Source organism: Bradyrhizobium sp. UFLA05-125 (genome assembly GCF_059803515.1).
In genome coordinates this window covers 158,246-178,836 of the sequence record NZ_JBANBJ010000001.1, presented here as the reverse complement: position 1 = coordinate 178,836, position 20,591 = coordinate 158,246, and the positions used below count along the sequence as shown (strand labels likewise).

General features: G+C 63.9%; 18 protein-coding genes and 2 tRNA genes. 18 read left to right on the top strand and 2 right to left on the bottom strand.

The annotated features are described in order from the left end of the window. Position 1: 1 nt before the first annotated feature. From SO156_RS00860 to SO156_RS00835, 6 genes are all read left to right on the top strand, one after another. Positions 2-3,103: an efflux RND transporter permease subunit gene (locus SO156_RS00860; RefSeq protein WP_498533522.1), complete on the top strand. Its 3,102-nt coding sequence runs from the start codon at positions 2-4 to the stop codon at positions 3,101-3,103. Positions 3,104-3,160: 57 nt separating this feature from the next. Continuing rightward, positions 3,161-3,901, top strand: coding sequence for a tRNA-uridine aminocarboxypropyltransferase (locus SO156_RS00855; RefSeq protein ID WP_498533521.1), 741 nt, complete (start codon positions 3,161-3,163; stop codon positions 3,899-3,901). Between the two features lie 104 nt (positions 3,902-4,005). Further along, positions 4,006-4,803 (top strand): ABC transporter permease, encoded by a 798-nt coding sequence (locus SO156_RS00850; protein ID WP_498533520.1) that lies wholly within the window; start codon positions 4,006-4,008, stop codon positions 4,801-4,803. Between the two features lie 9 nt (positions 4,804-4,812). Next, a complete protein-coding gene (locus tag SO156_RS00845; RefSeq protein WP_498533519.1) occupies positions 4,813-5,580 on the top strand; it encodes an ABC transporter ATP-binding protein in 768 nt (255 codons plus the stop codon). Positions 5,581-5,933: 353 nt separating this feature from the next. Further along, positions 5,934-6,007: transfer RNA gene (locus tag SO156_RS00840), tRNA-Cys, on the top strand. A 187-nt stretch (positions 6,008-6,194) separates the two neighbouring features. Then, positions 6,195-6,347: a hypothetical protein gene (locus SO156_RS00835; RefSeq protein ID WP_458147900.1), complete on the top strand. Its 153-nt coding sequence runs from the start codon at positions 6,195-6,197 to the stop codon at positions 6,345-6,347. 81 nt (positions 6,348-6,428) lie between these two features. Here SO156_RS00835 and SO156_RS00830 read toward each other — a convergent pair whose 3' ends face one another. Continuing rightward, positions 6,429-6,608, bottom strand: a complete 180-nt coding sequence (locus SO156_RS00830; protein ID WP_458147899.1) for a hypothetical protein — start codon at positions 6,606-6,608, stop codon at positions 6,429-6,431. A 264-nt stretch (positions 6,609-6,872) separates the two neighbouring features. Here SO156_RS00830 and SO156_RS00825 point away from each other — a divergent pair, with 264 nt between their 5' ends. From SO156_RS00825 to SO156_RS00775, 11 genes are all read left to right on the top strand, one after another. After that, complete coding sequence (locus SO156_RS00825; protein ID WP_458147963.1) at positions 6,873-7,133, top strand: hypothetical protein; 261 nt, start codon at positions 6,873-6,875, stop codon at positions 7,131-7,133. A gap of 292 nt (positions 7,134-7,425) precedes the next feature. Continuing rightward, on the top strand, positions 7,426-8,589 hold the full coding sequence (locus SO156_RS00820; protein ID WP_498533518.1) for a PspA/IM30 family protein: 1,164 nt from the start codon (positions 7,426-7,428) through the stop codon (positions 8,587-8,589). A gap of 10 nt (positions 8,590-8,599) precedes the next feature. After that, positions 8,600-9,271, top strand: a complete 672-nt coding sequence (locus SO156_RS00815) for an OB-fold-containig protein (protein WP_498533517.1) — start codon at positions 8,600-8,602, stop codon at positions 9,269-9,271. A gap of 11 nt (positions 9,272-9,282) precedes the next feature. After that, complete coding sequence (locus tag SO156_RS00810; protein WP_458147896.1) at positions 9,283-10,986, top strand: flotillin family protein; 1,704 nt, start codon at positions 9,283-9,285, stop codon at positions 10,984-10,986. Positions 10,987-11,215: 229 nt separating this feature from the next. Then, a complete protein-coding gene (locus SO156_RS00805) occupies positions 11,216-11,584 on the top strand; it encodes a hypothetical protein (RefSeq protein WP_498533516.1) in 369 nt (122 codons plus the stop codon). 155 nt (positions 11,585-11,739) lie between these two features. Continuing rightward, positions 11,740-11,814 (top strand) — tRNA-Asn (locus tag SO156_RS00800). A gap of 164 nt (positions 11,815-11,978) precedes the next feature. Further along, positions 11,979-12,158 carry a hypothetical protein gene (locus SO156_RS00795; protein ID WP_458147894.1) on the top strand — a complete coding sequence of 60 codons (180 nt, stop codon included), beginning with the start codon at positions 11,979-11,981 and terminating at the stop codon, positions 12,156-12,158. Positions 12,159-12,297: 139 nt separating this feature from the next. After that, positions 12,298-12,963: a protein-L-isoaspartate O-methyltransferase family protein gene (locus tag SO156_RS00790; RefSeq protein ID WP_498533515.1), complete on the top strand. Its 666-nt coding sequence runs from the start codon at positions 12,298-12,300 to the stop codon at positions 12,961-12,963. Positions 12,964-13,163: 200 nt separating this feature from the next. Then, positions 13,164-14,549, top strand: a complete 1,386-nt coding sequence (locus SO156_RS00785; RefSeq protein WP_458147962.1) for a TolC family outer membrane protein — start codon at positions 13,164-13,166, stop codon at positions 14,547-14,549. A gap of 467 nt (positions 14,550-15,016) precedes the next feature. Continuing rightward, the gene (locus tag SO156_RS00780) at positions 15,017-15,781 is read left to right on the top strand and encodes a PopZ family protein (RefSeq protein ID WP_458147892.1); all 765 of its coding nucleotides are present in this window, start codon (positions 15,017-15,019) and stop codon (positions 15,779-15,781) included. A 141-nt stretch (positions 15,782-15,922) separates the two neighbouring features. Next, positions 15,923-18,796, top strand: a complete 2,874-nt coding sequence (locus tag SO156_RS00775; protein WP_498533514.1) for a valine--tRNA ligase — start codon at positions 15,923-15,925, stop codon at positions 18,794-18,796. 89 nt (positions 18,797-18,885) lie between these two features. On the opposite strand, the gene SO156_RS00770 is transcribed toward SO156_RS00775, so the two are convergent. Continuing rightward, a complete protein-coding gene (locus tag SO156_RS00770; RefSeq protein WP_458147890.1) occupies positions 18,886-19,500 on the bottom strand; it encodes a DNA-3-methyladenine glycosylase in 615 nt (204 codons plus the stop codon). A 129-nt stretch (positions 19,501-19,629) separates the two neighbouring features. Here SO156_RS00770 and lipA point away from each other — a divergent pair, with 129 nt between their 5' ends. After that, on the top strand, positions 19,630-20,586 hold the full coding sequence (gene lipA / locus SO156_RS00765) for a lipoyl synthase (RefSeq protein WP_498533513.1): 957 nt from the start codon (positions 19,630-19,632) through the stop codon (positions 20,584-20,586). Positions 20,587-20,591 lie beyond the last annotated feature (5 nt).

Genomic DNA, 20,591 nt, shown 5'->3' with positions numbered 1-20,591 from the left:
GATGGCATCGATCTCGGAGCCCTTCATCCGCAGGCCCGTCGCCACGACGCTGCTCTCGATCGGGCTGTTCCTGCTGGGTGTCGTGGCCTACGAGTTCTTGCCCGTCTCGTCGGTGCCCAACGTCGACTTCCCCGCCATTTTCGTGTCTGCAAGCCGGCCAGGCGCCGACCCCTCCGTCATGGCGGCAACCGTCGCCGCGCCGCTGGAGCGGCGCCTGGGGGAGATCGCCGGCATCAACCAGATCACCTCGACGAGCTCGCTCGGCAACACCAACATCCAGCTGCAGTTCAACATCGGCCGCGACATCGATCGGGCCGCGCGCGACGTACAGGCAGCGATCAACGCTTCGCTGGTGGATCTGCCGAGCGATCTGCCGGCGCTACCGCGCTTCCGCAAAGCCAATTCCGCCGCAGCACCCGTCTACGTGCTGGCCCTGACTTCCAAGACCATCTCGACCGCCGCCATCTATGACGTCGCCGACACCGTGATCGCGCAGCGGATCTCGCAGGTTCCGGGCGTCGGCAATGTCACCATCAGCGGCGCGGATCAGCCGGCGGTGCGCATCCAGCTCAATCCGGTCGCGCTGTCCAATGCCGGCATCGCCACGGACGACGTGCGGACCGCGATCATCAATGCCAATCCGCTCGGCCCGGTCGGCATTTTCAATGGCGAGCGCCAGAGCGAGACGCTGGCGCTGAACCGCCAGATGCGCACCGCGAAGGAATTCCGCGACATCGTCATCAAGAGCGGGAATGGAACTTTCGTCCGTCTCGGCGACGTCGCCGACATCGAGGATTCCGTCCGCAACGCGCGCTCCATAGCCTGGTTCAACAAGCAGCCCGCGGTGCTGATCCAGATCACCAAGCAGGGTGATGCCAACGTCATCGACACCGTCGACCGCGTCAAGGCGCTGATCCCCGAGCTCAAGCAGTGGATTCCGGCAGGTGTGGAGATCTCCACCCTGGTCGATCGCACCGGCACGATCCGCGCCAGCGTCCGGGACATGCAATGGACGCTGCTTGCAACCGCGATCCTGGTCATGGTCGTGGTGTTCGTGTTCCTGCGGCGGATCACGCCGACGATCGCGGCCGGCATCTCGGTGCCGCTGGCGCTCGCCGGCACCTGCGCCGGGATGTGGCTTGCGGGCTTCTCGATCGACAACCTCTCGCTGATGGCGCTTGCGATCTCGGTCGGCTTCGTGGTCGACGATGCCATCGTGATGATCGAGAACATGTTCCGCAACCTCGAGCACGGCATGCGGCCATTCCAGGCGGCACAGGAGGGGGCGAAGCAGATCGGCTTCACCGTGCTCTCGATCAGCCTGTCGCTGGTTGCGGCGTTCACGCCGCTGATCTTCATGGACGGCATCGTTGGCCGGCTGCTCCGCGAATTCTCGCTGACGCTGACCTTTGCGATCGTGGTCTCGACGCTGGTATCGCTCACGGTCACGCCGATGATCTGCGCCCAATATATCCGGCAGACCACGTCGGAGACGGCCACGCTGTTCGACCGCGTGATCGAGGGCTCGCTGTCGCGGATCGTCAATTTCTACGCGCGGACCTTGCGCGCCGTGCTTGAATTCCCGCTCTCGACGCTCATGGTCTTCTTCGCCACCATCGCCCTCACGGTGACGCTCTACGCCAAGGTCCCGAAGGGCTATTTCCCGACCGACGATTCCGGATTCATCATCGGCGCGACGCGGGCTTCCGCCGACATCTCGTTCCAGTCGATGCTGGGCCTGCAGCAGCAGCTGGCCGACATCGTGATGGCGGATCCCGCCGTGGCCGGCATCGGTTCGGTGCTTGGCGGCGGAGGGCCGGGCCCGGCCACGTCGAACCGCGGCACCATGTTCATCAGCCTGAAGCCGCCGGAGGAGCGCGACTATGTCGCGACGCAACTGGTCATCGACCGGCTGCGCCGCGCGCTGTTTCGCGTGCCCGGCATCCGCCTCTTCATGTTCGCGGCCCAGGACGTGCGTGCCGGCGGGCGGCAGAGCGACTCGGACTACCAGTACACGCTGTCGAGCACCGATCTCAACCTGCTCCAGCAATGGGCGCCGATCGTCGCCAAGCGGATGGAGACGGTCGAGGGCATCACCGACATCTCCAGTGATCGCGATCCCGGCGGATTGCAGCTCACGCTGACCATCGACCGTCAGACCGCCTCGCGCCTCGGGGTGCGCGTCCAGGACATCGACAATGCGCTCAATAACGCATTCGCGCAGCGGCAGATCTCCATCATCTACACCCAGCGCAACCAGTACATGATCGTGCTGGAGACCGATCCGAAATTCCAGGTCGATCCGTCCAATCTCGAACGCATCTATGTCGCCGGGGCCAATGATACACAGGTGCCGCTGTCGGCCGTGGTGCGCGCGCAGCGCGGGCTCGCGGCGCTTGCGGTGTTCCATTCGCAGTCGTTTCCCTCGACGACCGTCTCGTTCAACCTCCTGCCGGACGTGCCGCTCCAGGTCGCGACCCAGAACATCCAGCGTGCGGTCGAGGAGCTGCACATGCCCGAAGGCATTCGCGGCAGTTTTGACGGCAACGCCGGCGATTTCGCCAAGACCAGCGGCCGGCAGCCGCTGCTGATCCTTGGGGCGCTGGTCGCGATGTATATCGTGCTCGGCGTACTCTATGAGAGCCTTGCCCATCCGCTCACGATCATCTCGACGTTGCCATCAGCGGGGTTGGGGGCACTGCTCGCGCTCCAGATCACCAACACGCCGCTGACAGTGATCGCTTTCGTTGGCATCATTCTCCTGATCGGCATCGTCAAGAAGAACGGCATCATGATGGTCGACTTCGCGCTTGACGCCGAGCGGCAGCGCGGCCTGTCGTCGGCGGATGCGATTTTCGAGGCATGCCGGGTGCGCTTCCGCCCGATCCTGATGACGACGATGGCAGCTCTGTTCGCCGGCGTCCCGCTGGTCATCGCAACGGGGCCAGGCACGGAACTGCGCCGCCCGCTCGGCATCACCATCATCGGCGGCCTGTTCGTGTCGCAGATCCTGACGCTCTACACGACGCCGGTGATCTATCTCTTGATCGATCGCCTGCGCCGCCGCTCCGAGCCGGGTGCCGTGCACGCGCCTGCGGAATAACGGTTGTTGAAGGCAATAACGGTTGTTGAAGCCTTGGGCCAAGCGTATAGCGGCTGGATGTCGAACCCGTCTGACGTCACCACCGCAGCTTCCGAGCCCGTCGCCGAATGCCCGCACTGCCAGAAGCCGATGCCGCTGTGCATCTGCGACAGCGTCACGCCGCTCGACAGCCGCATCGCGCTCCTGGTCCTTCAGCATCCGCAGGAGCAGGACAGGGCGCTCGGTACTGCGCGGCTGACGGCACGGCATTTTGCCGATGCGACGGTGCGGGTCGGGCTGTCATGGCCGAGCCTTGCCAAGGCGCTCGGACGGCCCGTCGCCGATCCCGCGCGCTGGGCGGTGCTCTATCTCGGATCGGCGCGCGCCACCGATCTCGATAGCGACGCCGACATCATTGCGCTGACGCGCAAGGGCGAGATCGCCGACAATCAGCGCGCCATCCTGAACAGGATTGAGGGCGTCGTGCTGCTCGACGGCACCTGGAGCCAGGCCAAGGCGCTGTGGTGGCGCAATCCCTGGATGCTGAAGTGCCAGCGCGTGATCCTCAATCCCGCGGCCCCCTCACGTTATGGGCGCTTGCGCCGTGAGCCGCGGCGCGACGGGCTCGCCACCATCGAGGCTGCGGCCATGATGCTCGCGAGCCTCCAGCAGCGCCCGGATATTGCCGAGACGCTGCATGCGAGTTTTGAACGGATGTTAACACGCTATCGTAAAGTGCTGGCGGCGACGCCTGAATATGCGCCAAAACCGGCAGGCCGAGGCCGCCGGCGCGATTTTCGCCGCAGCCGCCGCGGCTGATTGCCAGCGCCGAGGGCTTGCCCGCTCCGGAGCGGGCAGATAGAGACGCGGGGGGCATATTGCCATCCCGTGATCGGGCCTAGCGTTGGAAAGCCAGGAGCGGGATGGGAAGTCGCATTCAGGCTGCGGCCAGGGAAATCGTCCGGCAAGGCGCGCATTTCGATCGCTGGGGCACGCTCGCCCTGATGGACATCTCCTTGCGATATCGCCGCACCGTGATCGGCCCGCTCTGGATCACGCTGACTCTCGCGGCAACGATCGCCAGCGTCGGCTTGGTCTATGCGACGCTGTTCAAGCAGGAGATTGCTGTCTTCTTGCCGTCCTTCGCCGTCGGCCTGATCGTCTGGACCCTGATCGCCGCGACGTTCCAGGAAGGCTCCAACGTCTTCGTGGCGTCCGGACATCTGATCAAGGCCGTGCCGGCGCCGCTGATCGTGCACGTGCTGCAGATGACGGCGCGCAACGTCGTCATCTTCCTGCACCATCTGCTGCTGGTCGGTCTGCTTTATGTCGTGATGCCCTGGCCGCTGCACTGGACCCTTGTGCTCGCCGTTCCCGGCTTTGCGATCCTGCTGGTCACGCTGGTCGGCGGTGCGACTGCGCTCGGTCTGCTCTGCGCGCGCTTTCGCGATATTGGATCGGCGATCGTCAGTGGCCTGCAATTCGTCTTCTTCCTCACGCCGATCATCTGGACCGAGGATGCGGTGCACGGCACCGCCTTCCACTGGCTGACGCGGGTCAATCCGTTCGCGACGTTGCTCGATCTCGTGCGCAAGCCGCTTCTGTCGCAGCCGGCCGATCCGGCGCAATGGCTGCTCGGATCGCTCTACGCGCTCGCCATGGCGATGATCGGCCTCGGCTGCTACGCGAGATACCGCCATCGCGTGGCGTACTGGCTCTAGGTGCGCGCCATGAGCTCCGCTGCCCACATCGTGCTGCGCAATGTCTCAGTTACATTTCCCGTGTTGTCGTTTCGCGACCGCTCGCTGCGCAGCCGGTTCGTGCGCGCCGTGACGCTGCGCAAGGCCGGCAATGCACCGCGCCCGCACATTGTCTCCGCGCTGAACGGCGTTGATCTCGATATCCGCGCTGGTGACCGGCTCGGCATCATCGGCGCCAATGGCGCCGGCAAGACCACGCTGCTCAGGGTGCTGGCCGGCATCTACCATCCGACCGCGGGCACGGTCGATGTCTGCGGCCGCTGCCTGTCGCTGTTCGATCTCGCCGCCGGCTTTGACGAGGAGGCGACCGGTTACGAGAACATCCTGCGGCGCGGGCTGGTGATCGGAGCGCGGCGCAGCGAGATAGAGGCGCGGCGTGCGGAGATCGCCGAGTTCACTGAGCTCGGCGACCGGCTCGACCTGCCGCTGCGCACCTATTCCAGCGGCATGATTCTGCGCCTGATCTTCGCGGTGGCAACCGCGATCGAAGGTGAGGTCGTGCTGCTCGACGAGTGGATCGGCGTCGGTGATCAGCAGTTCCGCAGGAAAGCGCGCCAGCGGCTCGATGCGATCGTGGCACGCGCCGGTATCCTCGTGCTCGCCTCGCACGATATCGATCTCATCAGGAACACCTGCAACCGCGCGATCCTGTTGCGCGAGGGACGGATCGCCGCTGCGGGTTCAACCGAAGACATCCTCGGCCAATATCTGGCTGTCGCCGGCGAGGGCAGGGCGTGATCCAGCCTGCGTTGAACCTTGAATCGCGCTTGTTCGCGTTTGTGACCTGACCAAGGCGAGCTCAGCCGAAAAATGGAAATTATGGACTGGAACCCTTGGCACGGCTGAGCGAGTGTAGACACTGAGCACTACAGGCTAAAGTGGTGCGACCAGGGAAGAACGCTCATGCTCGCCGCGATCGAGATCAATTTCGCGCTGTGGGGGATGATCATCTGTGCAAGCATCAAGCTGGCGCAGATGCTTGGGTAAGCGGCTCCCCACCGCAAGTTGGACGACCTTCCACAACTGATCGGGAAGTCGGATGAAGGCGGTTGCCTAAGTCCTTGATCCCCTATATCAGTCCGGCCTTACGGGGCCACGTGGCGGAGTGGTTACGCAGCGGTCTGCAAAACCGTTTACACCAGTTCAATTCTGGTCGTGGCCTCCATCACAAGCTCCTGATTTCCCAGCATAAATAGCCCCGGTTTACGCGCATCTCTGGTTCGCGATAATGGGATGGCTCAGAAGTCACCCGGATTTGTCCGGGGTGGCGGTTTGCCGCGATTCATGTGCCTTGGCATGAAGATCGCATCACCTAGCTGACGAATCATCAAGTCGAGAATCCTGGAGAGCACGTGGGCGAGATCGTCCGATTTGTTCCGAAGTCCGAGATCGAACGGGCCCGTCTGATACGGGAAGCCCGCGCGATCTATGAGAGCATCTTTCCGTCCACCGGTCCGGTCAGGGACCCGCGTCAGTCGGACGACCAGTCGGGCACTGAAAGTTGACTGATTGTCTCCGCCAGATGCCAGGCGGCGACCGACTGTTCTTACAGACGTAGCGAGAGAGAAGAGCCCGGGAGGTCGCGCTCAGCCGGCGGCGTACCAGCCATCCGGAAACGGCAGCAGCGGCCAAGTTCCCTCGTTGTCGTTGGCGGCTTTGAGCGGCGCGTCGAATTTCCACGAGCGGGGCACGAATTCCTCCTCCGGCGCGGGCTCGATTGCGGCCCGCACGGCATCCAGCAGCAAGTTGAATTCGGCTTCGCTCATCGCACCCTCCGGGCCATTCCCGACGGGCAAAATCGCAAAACCGGCTTTTTTCCCAATTGAGCCGATCGATCGAATTTTATCGACCCGTCGATCGGCGCTCGTTTGGTTAGTGATTCCCTAAAGAAAACCGGCGCGGAACCTAGGCGGTTCCACCGAGCCGCCAGTGTGAAAGAGATCACATTCTCAGAACTTTCTTTCCCGTAAGCCTGACGTCACACCGGCCAATGAAGGCCAGAACGGGTGAGGCCGACAGGAGACGCAATGATGAAGGCGAGGTTCCTGAAATTCGCAGGCGTGAAGAGCCGGGCGCGTCGGGCCTCGACTCTCGGATTGTTCCTGACGCTGTTTGCATCAACTGCCTACGCGCAGGGCACGCCCGAGCAACGCCGGGCCTGCACCCCCGACGTTTACCGTCTTTGCGCCGGCGAGATCCCGAACGTCCGCGCCATCACCGCGTGCCTGCGCCGCAACAAGGCGAGCCTGAGCGAGGCCTGCCGCGCCGTGTTCGAGCAGGCGGGCGGTTGAACCGGCGACCTGTGGATTTGTGCGCAGCAAGTTAGCTCACACGCAGACGGAATCGGCACGGTAGCCCTGTGGATATGCTGCGGACAATCTGTGCGTGGCCGTGCCCCGGGGGGTCGCATTTCGATGAAAATTGCAACCGGCGCGTGCGAGAAGTCTTGATCCGCAGTGATCTATCGGTGACCAGACAACCTTGAACGCCGCCCGTACCGACGGCGACTAACCAATACAGTGCATAAGGATCAGTGGAACGTGATCGGCCTTTCCCCTTGTAAAGCACCAAAATGGTGCTTTAGTGCTTTCCATGAGCCCGTCGCCCCGACAAGCGCCATCCTCGCTGCGCTACAGGCTCGCCCCTGAGCCGGCCGTCAAAGCCGCACTGGAGGCGACTTTCGAGGCCTATGACCGCATGATGGAGATCCTCGATGAGGTTGCTCGCACGCATAATGTGGGCTCCAACGTCGTGCTGCTGCATGCCCACGCCTACGATGCGATCCGGAAACAGACCGGCCTGCCGTCACGCCTGGTGACGCTGGGCCTGCGCGACCGCGCCGACTATCGCGCGGCGAGCGGTCGCCGGCTGCCGCTCGACGACAAACTTGCCAAGCTCAAGGGTCCGACCACGATCTCGATCGCCACCGTGCAGGGGCGCTTCAGCGTGCCGTTCGACTATGTCGGTTATGCCGAGGGCTGGGGCCAGAGCGTGCCCGCCCATCTGATCCGCAGCGACGACGGTTTTGAAATTCACTACGGCGTCACGCCGAACAATCTGCCAGAGGAGGAGAATGCCATGGATACCATCGCTGCCGCCCCCGAGAACTTCCTGTCCCGGGTTGGACGCCTGATCGCAGGCATCGCCTATGACGCGATCGAGCAGGCCGAAGGCAAGAACAAGCTGAAGGTCGTGGGCCAGGCCATCCGCGAGATCGAGAACGCGGAGAACGAGGCCCGCGAAGCGCTCGCTTCGGCGCGCGCCGAGGAATATCGGCTGAACGCGCGGCGCAGTGAGATCGAGCGCGCGATGACCGACCTTGCCGCAAAGATCCAGGGCGCGATCGACGACAGCCGTGACGACCTCGCCCGCGCCGGCATCGCGCGGCAGATGGACCTCGAAGCGCAGTTCGAGGTGCTGTCGCGGGCGATCGACGAGAACAATGAGAAGATCGAGCAATGCGTGACCTCGCTGCGCGCGGTGCTCTCCGCCCTCCAGGATGCCGAGCAGCGGCGCGCCGATCTCGAGAAGAGCGAGGCCGCCGCCGGCACACATTCGACCGCAACGTCGAAAAAACAGGCCGGCAACTCGGCCGCAGCAAAGGCGCTGCGCGCGGGCAGGGCGGTGGCGCGGGCCACCGGCGTGCCGGCCGGCATTGCGTTCTCGAGCGACATCGACGAGCTCAGCGCGTTGCATCGCGACAAGGAGATTGCGGCGAGGCTCGCGCGGTTGAAGACGCGCTCCTGAGTTCGCGGCCATGAGCACATTGCTCGAACATGTGATGGCGCCCGAGGTCAGGCCGTTCGCGATCGCGGCGGCCATGATCGTGATCGTCGGCTCGGTCGAGGCGGTCTCGATGATGGTCGGGGCCTCCCTCAGCGAGATGCTCGGCACCAATATCGATTTCGGTCACCCCAGCGACAATGGCGTGATCAACGCGATCTCCTGGATCAATCTCGGCGGCGTGCCGCTGCTGATCTTCCTGCTGCTGCTGCTCGGTGCCTTCTCGATCACCGGCTTCCTGATCCAGGATATTGCGCGGATGGTCGCCGGCCCCTTGCCGGCGAGCGTCGCCTCGCTCGGCGCAGGAGTCGCGTCAATTCCGCTGGTGCGCATCTCCAGCGGCTTCATCGCAAAAATCATTCCCAAGGACGAAAGCTACGCCGTCGGTCTCGGGGATCTCGTCGGTCGAGTCGGCGAAGTCGTCATCGGTCCCCTGGACCAGGGCCCGCCTGGCCGCGTCAGCGTCGCCGACGTCTATGGCAACCGGCATTTCGTCTGGGCGGTCGCGGCGCCTTCGTCTGAGCCGCTGGCGCAGGGAAGCCTCGTCCTGCTGGTCGATCGCGTCGGCACCCGCTTTTTGGCGGTGAAAGCCGACGATGAACTCAAACCATCCAAACCCACTCTAAGCAATCAGCAAAACAATTAGCGGAGATATTCATGTTTGACATCGCAGTCCCGGCCATGATCGGCGTTGCGCTGATCGTCGTCCTGGGCATTGTGTTCACCACCCTCTACAAGCGCGCTACGCGAGACGAGGCATTCGTCCGCACCGGCCTGGGTGGCAAGAAGGTGGTGCTCGACGGCGGCGCCATGATCCTGCCGATCTTCCACTCCTATGCCAGCGTCAACCTGAAGACGCTGCGGCTCACGGTCGAGCGCAAGGAGCGGGAATCCCTGATCACGAAGGATCGCCTGCGCGTCGACATCGTCGCCGAGTTCTATGTCCGCGTCCGCCCCGACGACGAGAGCATTGCGCTGGCGAGCCAGACGCTGGGCGCGCTGACCAATGACGCCGAAGCCCTGCGCAACCAGGTCGAAGCCAAATTCGTCGACGGCCTGCGTTCGGTGGCGGCCACCATGACCATCCTGGAACTGCAGGAGAAGCGCAGCGATTTCGTCAAGCACGTGCAGGCGACCGTGGAGTCCGACGTCAAGTCCAACGGCCTTGAACTGGAGTCGGTGTCTTTGACCAAACTCGACCAGACCGACGTCAAGTTCTTCAACCCGGAAAACTTCTTCGACGCGGAGGGGCTCACCCAGCTCAAGACCATCACCGAGACCCGCCGACGCGACCGCAACGCGATCGTGCGCGACAACGAGGTGGCGATTGCGCAAAAGGACCTCGAGGCGCGGCAGCAGACCCTCGGGATCGAGCGGACCAAGAAGGAAGCCGAGCTCTCGCAGGAGCGCGACATCGCCAACAAGACCGCAAGCACCCGCGCCGAAGTGGCCACCGCGACGCAGACCGCGCGCCTGACCGAGGAGAACGCCCGCATCGACACCGATCGCGCGGTCGCCGAGAAGGAGGCCGGTGCCAAGCAGATCAAGGAAACGGCGGTGATCGAATCCGATCTCGCGATCAACAAGCGCAAGACCGACGCGCAGCGCGAAATCCAGATCGCAACGCAGGAGAACGAGATCCAGATCGCGGCCAAGAGCAAGCAGACCTCGGAGGCGGTCGCCGAAGCCAAGACAGCGGAAGCCGTAGCCGTGTCCGCGGAGGAAAAGGTGGTGACCGCGCGCGCGGTCGAGGTCGCCGACCGTGCTCGCCTGACCCAGGTGCTCGCCGCCCGCACCGAGGCCGAACGCAAATCGACCGAGCTGATCGTTGCGGCGGAAGCCGAGAAGAAGGCCGCGCTCGATCGCGCCGAGGCCACCAAGACGCTCGCCAGCGCGGAAGCCGAGGCCAACAAGATCAAGGCGGTCGGCGTCAAGAACATCGGTGAAGCGGAGGCGGCCGTGATCACCATGAAGAACGAGGCGCAGAACAAGCTCGGCAGCAACGTCATCGACTTCGAGATCGCCAAGAAGCGGATCGAGATGATGCCGTCGGCGCTCGCCGAGATGGTGAAGCCGATCGCCAACATCAAGGACGTCCGCATCCTGCACACCGGCGGCGCGTTCGGCGGCAACGGCGCAAGCGGCAGCAATGCCGGCTTCGGCGAAGGTCTCGCCGGCGAGCTGTTGAAGGTGCACGCGCTGCGGCCGATGATCGACGAAATCCTGCGCCAGAGCGGTTTTGCACCAGGCGAGGATCCGGTGAAGGCGCTGGTCAGTGCCGTCACCGGCAAGAGCAATGGCGCTGCGATCGAGGTTGCGGGAAGCGTGCCCGCACCTCAGACAACCGACGCGGCAGAGTAGGCTGTGAATGCGCGGGCTATGAATGCCCATTCATTGCTGACGTGAGTCCTAGTCGATAAGAACAGGCCGTGCGCTTCTCGCGTCGCGTACCGTTCCGGAGTGCAGGTCGATCGTGTGTTGACCCTTTCGATCGCTCTCCGGACGATACCTGCAAGGCAACGTTATTGATGCCCCGGTACCTGCACCGATGACGTGCAGGCGCCGGATGTTCTTTTTCATTGGGGCTCTCATGAAATATTTTCTGTCTGCACTCATTGCACTCGGTCTCTCGGTCACAGCCGTGCCATCGCAGGCTGCGGATTCCCGCAACGTCTCCGTCGTCAACGAGACCGGCTACGCCATCAAGTTTCTCGGCTTCAATTCGCCGGACGATGGTCTGGACGAATGGGACAACGAGCTCGACAAGACCTTGCAGAACCAGGCGAGCACTTATGTCGAGTTCGACGAAGACGACGAAGGATGCGTCTGGAACATCCGCGTCGACTGGCAGAACTACAACGAGTCCGTGCTGTGGAAGAACGTCAACCTCTGCAAGTTCAACGTGCTGAGGCTGCGCTACGACCCCGGCACCAAGACGACCTCCTTCATTGCGGAGTGAGCGTCGCATCGCGGCGCGTTCGCGTCCGTGGCAGGGACCGGCGGGAAGGGGACGAGTGCCCTTCCTCATGATGGCGAGGATGTGACGAATTCGTCCTTTGCAAGCGCCGGAGGCTTTGTTATACGCAGCCGCGCGCGAACGTTGGTTCGCCCTTTTCCTCGGTAGCTCAGCGGTAGAGCATCCGACTGTTAATCGGATGGTCGCTGGTTCGAATCCAGCCCGGGGAGCCAAATTTCTCATCAACTTCAATGTCTTGCCGCGCGCGCTGTGCCGGAGCGCGAATCTGTTCACGCGGACGTGCACATTGTCTGCCGTGCCGACATCGGAACGACGCCAAATCGACTCAATTCAAATCGAGGTTCCCTGACACCGGGCTTACGCGGAGCTGATTCCGATGCCGAACGTTCAGGTCGACCGTCCCCATTTGGTCCCCTCGATTCTGCCCACCGACATCCCCGATCTCAGCGACGACGAATGCCTCGCGCTGCTGGCACGCGTGGTCGAGACCCGCGATTCGACCCGGCTCGATGAAGTCGCGGCCTTGATCGGCCGGCTCGCCGTCGCGATCGAATAGGGCGCAAGGCGCCAGGCCTATATTGATCGGCCCCGGGGCTGCCGCCTTCGGGCAATCGCCATGTTGCGTTTTGGCAGGGCATGTTCCAAAGATGCCGCCACGTTTTCACGCGGCGCCGTCCGCATTCCAGGGTTCCCCAATGTCCGGTTTTGCGACCGCGCGCCAAAAGATGGTCGATGGCCAGGTGCGCACCAGTGACGTCACCGATCGCCGCATCCTCGACGCCATGCTCACGATTCCCCGCGAGGCTTTCGTGCCCGCAAGCCGGCAGGCGCTGGCCTATCTCGACCTCGATCTCGACGTGGCCGAAGACGGATCGGCCAAGCGGTATCTGATCAAGCCGGCGTTGACCGCCAAGCTGCTGCAGGCGGCCGAGATCGGCGAGGCTGATCGCGTCCTGGTGGTCGGCTGCGCCACCGGTTACGTCGCAGCCCTTGCTGCCAGGCTCGCGGCGCAAGTCACGGCTACCGAAAGCGATTCGGCGCTTGCCGCAAAAGCGAAGAGCAATCTGGCCGCCCAGGGATTTGCGAATGTGGCGTGCGCTGCGGCGCCCAGCGGGGATGGGGATCCGGCGGCTGCCCCCTACGATGTGATCATCCTGAACGGAGCGACCGAAGTGACGCCCAGTGCGCTCTTCGAGCAGCTCAAGGAGGGCGGGCGGCTGGTCGGCGTGTCGGCCGAGACGATGCCCCAGCGGGCCATGATCGTGACCCGCGCCCACGGCGAATTCGGCTACCGCGCGCTGTTCGACGCAGCAGCGCCGATCCTTCCCGGTCTGGCGCGGACGCCCGCCTTCGTCTTCTGAAGGGGTGGAACCCGTTAAAAATTACCGTTCTGAATCAGAAGTGTGGCACGGATGCTGCACGTGAAGAGTTTCCGCTGCCAACAACCATCGGGTAGTTCCGTTCGGCTTGCCCCCGTCATATGGTGCATGTGGGGGCAACGACTCTCGGTCACCCGGCTCGCGGGCACGAGCCGGCGATAAGAATGAACGGAATTTCTGGGATGCATGGGGTGAAGCTCTTCACCGGAGCTGCGGTTTCGGTCCTCCTGATGGCGCTCGGCGGGCCGATGCCTGCCTTGGCGGAGACGATCGAAAGCGCGCTGGTGCGCGCCTATCAGGACAATCCGCAGCTCAACGCGCAGCGCGCACAGGTCCGTTCGACGGACGAAAACGTGCCACAGGCGCTGTCCGGATATCGCCCCAGGGTCGCGATCACGGCGAGCGCCGGCTATCAATATCAGGATTCGAAACCGCTGCAGGGTGGCCCGACGATCCACGGCACCGGCGTACCCCGCAGCGCAGGCCTAACGGTTACGCAGACCCTCTTCAACGGCAATCAGACCGCCAACAGAACGCGTGCGGCAGAGAGCCAGGTGTCCGGCGCGCGCGAGGCGCTGCGCGTGCTCGAACAGAACGTTTTGCTCTTGGCTGCAACCACTTACATGGACTACTTGCGCGATTCAGCCGCGGTCGAGGTTCAGAAGAGCAACGTTCGGGTGCTCGAGCAAACGCTGAAGCAGACACGTGACCGCTTCAATGTGGGTGAGGTCACTCGTACGGACGTTGCCCAGTCGGAAGCGCAACTTGCCGCCGGCAAGACGCAGGAGCAATCGTCCGAGGCAACACTGACGACGACAAAGGCAAATTATCGGCGGGTCATCGGCGTCGAGCCTGTAAATCCTGCACCCGGTGCGCCGGTCGATCGCTTTCTGCCCGCGACACTTCCATCCGCAGTTGAGCTCACCCTGGTCGAAAACCCCAGCGTCACGTCGGCGATGTACGGCATCGACGTCAACTATCTCCAGGTCAAGATCAGCGAAGGTGCGCTGCTGCCGACGATCACGTTGCAGGCTGGGGTCACTCAGTCCTTTGAGCAGACCCTGACGCTATATCGAACGACTACCGCCTCCGCCATCGCACAGGCGTCCGTGCCGATCTATCAGGGGGGCGCCGAATATTCGCTGATCCGGCAGTCCAAGGAGAACTTGGCACAGCAGCGTCTCAACCTGGAGGTGACCCGCGACCAGAGCCGTGCGACGACCGTGCAGTGGTGGGGCAATCTGGTGGCGACCAAAGCGCAGGTGCAGTCAGCACAGGCGCAGGTGACCGCGTCCGAGATTGCGTTGAACGGTGTACGCGAAGAGGCAAAGGCCGGTCAGCGGACCACGCTTGACGTGCTCAATGCGCAGCAGGCCCTGGTCAATGCCCGCATCGCTCTCGTGAATGCCCAACACGATCGGGTCGTCGCATCCTACAACGTGCTCGCTGCAGTCGGCCGCCTGTCGCCGCAGGTGATGAACCTCAAGACCAACGTCTACGATCCCAGCGTGCATTACCAGCAGGTGCGCGATAGCTGGGGCGGCGTGCGCACGCCCGACGGACGTTGATCTCCGCGACTGGAGCATGGTCCGGACCCGAAAGGGCCGCGTTAGCGCAACGTGTGAAGCGGTTTTCCCGCGCGACAAACGCGGAACGCGCTTGCGCGGAGATGATGCTCGAACGTTAACCTAGAGCGCCATGATGATTCATTCCGATCTCATCGCGCTTTGGGTCGGCATCACCTCATGACGATGACGACTTGCGGTTTGCTTGCAATCATCAAACGCCCTGACATAGCCTTTCACTGAGATGAGGACGCGATTCGCGTCGCATCTCATCTCATGTTTTGTTTGCGTAGGGCTTCGGTGACGTGGGCAGGGGCGCACCGCCGCGCGATGAGTCGCAATCGCCTTGATCTGGGGACAAGTCAGGCGGTCGCGGCGAAAATGTCGAGCCACCCGTTCGGAACCGGCCAATCCTGTCGTGCTTGGTGTAAAACAACGCATGCGAGGGCGTTGATGATGTGGAGTCGGAGATGACGCAGCCTGCAAAGGTGCAAGAACCCTCGATGGAGGAGATTCTGGCCTCGATCCGGCGCATCATTGCCGACGATGAGGCCAAGCCGCCGCCGACCGACAAGGCCGCCGAACCTGCCAGGCCCGCGCCGGCGCCCAAGCCCGCCGCAATGAATGACATTCCGCCGTCGAAGATCGCGCCGGCGAAACCCGCCGCTGAAAAGCCGGCTGCACCGCCACCTGCTGCAAAGCCGGCGGCTCCGCCGCCAGCGCCGGCCGCAAGCAACAACCAGGACGATATCGACGCGCTGCTGGCGGGGCTGGACGAGGCGACCCCCGCGCCCGAGATGCGGGCGCCGGAACCCGAGCCCGAGCCCGAGTCCGATGTACTCGAGCTGACCGACGAGATGGCGGTCGAAACGCCGGCGCCTCCACCGCCGAGCTTCCGCAAGGTCGAGCCGGGCGATGATGTCGAATTCGCCGAAGCCGCGGCGCCGCCATTTCGGCCGGCTCCTTCGCCACCATCCTACCACGCGGTCGATTTCAATGCGCCGCCGCTGCCGCCGCAGCAGCCTATCCTGGCGCAAACGACGGTCTCGGCCGTCGAATCCGCCTTCAACTCCCTGGCCCATACCGTCCTGAGCTCGAATGCGCGGACGCTGGAGGATCTGGTCAAGGAGATGCTGCGGCCGATGCTGAAATCCTGGCTCGACGATAACCTGCCCGGCCTCGTTGAACGCATCGTGAAGGCGGAAATCGAGCGGGTCTCGCGCGGCGGCCGGTAAGGTCAGCCCCGCGGGACTGATAAAGCCCTGCTTTTATGACCGATTCGGCCTGGCGACCGGGCCGGAGAGCACTTTGCCGCCGGGCTTTCCCTTGACACTTTCCGTTGACTTGGCCCCCGTGCACGGCTTTCTAGCAGCCCCATGATCGAGAAAAACTACCAGCCCGCCGATATCGAAGCCCGCATGTCCGTCGTCTGGGAGGACAGCCTTGCCTTCAAGGCAGGCCGTCCCGACCGGCGCGACGCCGCCCCCTTCACCATCGTGATCCCGCCGCCGAACGTGACGGGCTCGCTGCACATGGGCCACGCGCTCAACAACACGCTTCAGGACGTGTTGTGCCGCTTCGAGCGCATGCGCGGCCGCGACGTGCTGTGGCAGCCCGGTACCGACCATGCCGGTATCGCGACCCAGATGGTGGTCGAGCGGCAGCTGATGGAGCGTCAGCAGCCCAGCCGCCGCGAGATGGGCCGCGAGAAATTCCTGGAGCGGGTCTGGGAGTGGAAGGCCGAGAGCGGCGACACCATCATCAACCAGCTCAAGCGCCTCGGCGCCTCCTGTGACTGGTCGCGCGAGCGCTTCACCATGGACGAGGGCCTGTCGAAGGCCGTCATCAAGGTGTTCGTCGAGCTGCACCGCGATGGCCTGATCTACAAGGACAAGCGGCTGGTGAACTGGGATCCGAAGCTGCTCACCGCGATCTCCGATCTCGAGGTGCAGCAGGTCGAGGTCAAAGGCAGCCTCTGGTATCTGCGCTATCCGATCGAGGGCAAAACCTTCAGCCCCGACGATCCCGCGAGCTTCATCGTCGTTGCCACGACGCGCCCCGAAACCATGCTGGGCGATACCGGCGTCGCCGTACATCCCGAGGACGAGCGCTACCAGAAGCTCGTCGGCAAGCACGTGATCCTGCCGCTCGTCGGCCGCAAGGTGAAGATCGTCGCCGACGACTACTCCGACCCCGAGAAGGGCTCGGGCGCGGTGAAGGTGACGCCGGCGCACGACTTCAACGACTTCGAGGTCGGCAGGCGCCACGGCCTGCGCCAGATCAGCGTGCTCGACAAGGAAGGCTGCCTCGACCTCGTCGACAACGAGGACTACCTGCGCGACCTGCCGGAGGGCGCTTCGCAATTCGCCGCGGAATTCCACAACGTCGAGCGTTTCGCCGCGCGCAAGCGCATCGTCGAGCGACTGGAGGCATTCGGCTTCATCGAGCGCACCGAGCCGCACACCCACATGGTGCCGCATGGCGACCGTTCCGGCGTCGTGATCGAGCCCTTCCTCACCGACCAGTGGTACGTCGACGCCAAGACGCTTGCAAAGCCTGCCATCGCGGCGGTGCGCAGCGGCGAGACGACCTTCGTGCCGAAGAACTGGGAAAAAACCTATTACGAGTGGATGGAGAACATCCAGCCCTGGTGCATCTCGCGCCAGCTCTGGTGGGGCCATCAGATCCCGGCCTGGTACGGGCCGGACGGAAAGGTGTTCGTCGCCCAGACCGAGGAGGAGGCCGTCAGCCACGCGCTCGGCTATTACGTCGAGCAGGAGGTCATCACGCCGGAGCAGGGGCGCGAGATGGCGCTCGACCGCAACAAGCGCGAGGGCTTCATCACCCGCGACGAGGACGTGCTCGACACCTGGTTCTCCTCTGCGCTGTGGCCGTTCTCCACCCTCGGCTGGCCCGACGATACGCCGGAGGTGAAGCGTTACTACCCGACCAACGCGCTGGTCACCGGCTTCGACATCATCTTCTTCTGGGTCGCCCGGATGATGATGATGGGCCTGCACTTCATGAAGGAAATACCGTTCTCGACGATCTACATCCACGCCCTCGTTCGCGACGAGAAGGGCGCCAAGATGTCGAAGTCCAAGGGCAACGTCATCGATCCCCTGCATCTGATCGACGAGTACGGCGCCGACGCGCTGCGCTTCACTCTGGCGGCGATGGCGGCGCAGGGGCGCGACATCAAGCTCGCCACGAGCCGTGTCGAGGGCTATCGCAATTTCGCGACCAAGCTCTGGAACGCCTGCCGCTTCGCGGAGATGAACCAGTGCGTAGTGCCCGAAGGTTTTGAGCCCGCGAAAGCGGCGCAGACGCTGAACCGCTGGATCGCGCATGAGACGGCGCACACCACGCGCGAGGTGACGGAGGCAATCGAAGCCTATCGCTTCAACGATGCGGCGGGCGCGATCTACCGTTTCGTCTGGAACGTCTATTGCGACTGGTATGTCGAGCTCGCGAAGCCCGTGCTGCTCGGCCCGGATGGTCCCGCAAAGGCTGAGACCCGCGCGATGGTCGCCTGGGCACGCGACGAGATTCTGAAGCTGCTGCATCCCTTCATGCCCTTCATCACCGAAGAGCTGTGGGAGGTGACCGCCAAGCGCGAGCAACTGCTCACGCTGGCGCCCTGGCCGCTGAAGTCCGCGGGGCCGACGGCGGAAGAACTCGCGATGGTCGCAGCATCGATGCCGAATGACGGAGCCTTCCTTTCGCCGATGGTGCTACCGATCTTCGATCATGCCGACTTCACCGATCCTGCGGCGGAAGCCGAGATCGGCTGGGTCATCGATCTCGTGACGCAGATTCGCTCGGTACGCGCCGAGATGAACATCCCACCGGCGACGCTGACGGCGCTGGTGCTGGCCGGCGCCTCCGCGGAGACGAAGGAGCGCGCGCCGCGCTGGGCCGATGTCATCAAGCGCATGGCGCGGCTTTCGGATATCTCCTTCGCCGATCGCGCGCCCGACGGCGCCGTGCAGATCCTGGTGCGCGGCGAGGTCGCAGCCTTACCGCTGAAGGGCGTGATCGATCTCGCAGCCGAGCGCGTGCGCCTCGACAAGGAGATCGCCAAGGCCGATGCCGACATCAAGCGCGCCGAGTCCAAGCTGGCGAACGAGAAATTCGTCGCCAATGCGGCCGAAGAGGTCGTCGAGGAGGAGCGCGAAAAGCGCGAGGCCGCGCTGGCGCGCAGGGCAAAGCTGCTCGAGGCGCTGGAGCGGTTGAAGCAGGTGTCGTGACCTCACCGTCATTCCGGGGCGATGCGCAGCATCGAGCCCGGAATCTCGAGATTCCGGGTCTGGTCCTTCGGACCATCCCGGAATGACTGCTAACTCGGAAACGGCTTGCTCAAAAACTTCGAGCCCTTGACGCCGTAGCGCCAGGGCAGCTCGACCGCCTTGGTGAGGCCGATCCGGATGCCGGTCGCGACCTCCATTTCGCCACTGCGCGCATGCAGCGCAATTGGCGGATGGTCGAGGGGCAGGGCATTGTGCGCGATCGTGATGCCGAGCGCTTGCGTCAGCTTGCCCGGTCCCGAGCACAGCGCATGCACATCGACGAGATGCCGGCGGCGGCGCATCGCGGCGATCCCATGCGTCGGCTCCAGCGCGCGGATCAGGACGGCGCTCGCCGAGCCTTCCTCTTCGCAGACGAAGTTCACGCACCAGTGGATGCCGTACGAGCGATAGACATAGGCAAAGCCGGGCGGGCCGAACATCACCTGGTTCCGCGGCGTCGGCCCGCGGTAGGAGTGCGCGGCCGGATCGGTATGATGATAGGCCTCGACCTCGACAATGATGCCGCCGACGCCGTTCACCAGCAGCGTCGCGCCGATCAGGTCGGGGGCGACCTCATGGACGCTGCGCGCGAAAAAGGTCCGCTTCAGTGGCTTGCCCAAAGGGGAGCTTGAGCCAGGCGTGGAGGGCTTCGATTTTGGAGCCATTCGAGGTGAGAATCGCTAGACGACAGAGCAGGATATTGCCCATATCTGCCATGTTCCCTGAAGCGGCGCGAGCGGGTTGCGATGCCCTGCGATACCGACTAGGTAGGACCTGAATAGACCGGACACCCCATGGTCGTTATTGTCGATACCATCACAAATCCGCTGCGCCCGCGTCACCCGGAAAAAGTGAACCGGCCCGATGCTGCTTCGCCGCCGAAGCCGGACTGGATCCGTGTGCGTGCGCCGAACACGCGCGGCTATGCCGACACCCGCAACATCGTGCGGGCCAACGGCCTGCATACGGTGTGCGAGGAGGCGGGTTGCCCGAACATTGGGGAGTGCTGGGACAAGAAGCACGCCACCTTCATGATCATGGGCGACACCTGCACCCGCGCGTGCGCCTTCTGCAACGTCAAGACCGGCCTGCCCAACGCGCTCGACGCCGCCGAGCCGGAGCATGTGGCCGAGGCCACGGCAAAGCTCGGGCTCGCCCATGTCGTGATCACATCGGTCGACCGCGATGACCTTGCCGACGGCGGTGCCGAGCATTTCGCCAGGACGATCCGCGCGATTCGCGTCGCCTGTCCCTCCACCACGATCGAGATCCTGACGCCCGACTTCCTGCGCAAGGAGGGTGCGCTCGAGGTCGTCGCCGCAGCCAAGCCCGACGTCTTCAACCACAACCTCGAGACCGTGCCGTCGCGTTACCTGACGGTGAGGCCCGGCGCGCGTTATTTCCATTCGATCCGGTTGTTGCAGCGGGTCAAGGAGATCGATCCCACCATCTTCACCAAGTCCGGCATCATGGTTGGCCTCGGCGAGGAGCGCCACGAGGTGCTCCAGGTGATGGACGATCTGCGCTCGGCCGAGGTCGACTTCCTGACCATCGGGCAATATCTCCAGCCGACCCGCAAGCACCACGCCGTGATGCGCTACGTGCCGCCGGATGAGTTCGCCTCATATGAAAAGGTCGCCTACACCAAGGGCTTCCTGATGGTATCGGCAAGCCCGCTGACCCGTTCATCGCATCACGCCGGGGACGATTTCGCGAGATTGAAGGCAGCGCGAGCAGCTCACGCCCGCTGACGTCA

Coding starts and splice junctions, on each gene's coding strand:
- SO156_RS00860 (WP_498533522.1), top strand. CDS start 2: ATGGCATCGATCTCGGAGCCCTTCATCCGCAGGCCCGTCGCCACGACG.
- SO156_RS00855 (WP_498533521.1), top strand. CDS start 3,161: ATGTCGAACCCGTCTGACGTCACCACCGCAGCTTCCGAGCCCGTCGCC.
- SO156_RS00850 (WP_498533520.1), top strand. CDS start 4,006: ATGGGAAGTCGCATTCAGGCTGCGGCCAGGGAAATCGTCCGGCAAGGC.
- SO156_RS00845 (WP_498533519.1), top strand. CDS start 4,813: ATGAGCTCCGCTGCCCACATCGTGCTGCGCAATGTCTCAGTTACATTT.
- SO156_RS00830 (WP_458147899.1), bottom strand. CDS start 6,608: ATGAGCGAAGCCGAATTCAACTTGCTGCTGGATGCCGTGCGGGCCGCA.
- SO156_RS00825 (WP_458147963.1), top strand. CDS start 6,873: ATGAAGGCGAGGTTCCTGAAATTCGCAGGCGTGAAGAGCCGGGCGCGT.
- SO156_RS00815 (WP_498533517.1), top strand. CDS start 8,600: ATGAGCACATTGCTCGAACATGTGATGGCGCCCGAGGTCAGGCCGTTC.
- SO156_RS00810 (WP_458147896.1), top strand. CDS start 9,283: ATGTTTGACATCGCAGTCCCGGCCATGATCGGCGTTGCGCTGATCGTC.
- SO156_RS00805 (WP_498533516.1), top strand. CDS start 11,216: ATGAAATATTTTCTGTCTGCACTCATTGCACTCGGTCTCTCGGTCACA.
- SO156_RS00795 (WP_458147894.1), top strand. CDS start 11,979: ATGCCGAACGTTCAGGTCGACCGTCCCCATTTGGTCCCCTCGATTCTG.
- SO156_RS00790 (WP_498533515.1), top strand. CDS start 12,298: ATGTCCGGTTTTGCGACCGCGCGCCAAAAGATGGTCGATGGCCAGGTG.
- SO156_RS00785 (WP_458147962.1), top strand. CDS start 13,164: ATGCATGGGGTGAAGCTCTTCACCGGAGCTGCGGTTTCGGTCCTCCTG.
- SO156_RS00780 (WP_458147892.1), top strand. CDS start 15,017: ATGACGCAGCCTGCAAAGGTGCAAGAACCCTCGATGGAGGAGATTCTG.
- SO156_RS00775 (WP_498533514.1), top strand. CDS start 15,923: ATGATCGAGAAAAACTACCAGCCCGCCGATATCGAAGCCCGCATGTCC.
- SO156_RS00770 (WP_458147890.1), bottom strand. CDS start 19,500: ATGGCTCCAAAATCGAAGCCCTCCACGCCTGGCTCAAGCTCCCCTTTG.
- lipA (WP_498533513.1), top strand. CDS start 19,630: ATGGTCGTTATTGTCGATACCATCACAAATCCGCTGCGCCCGCGTCAC.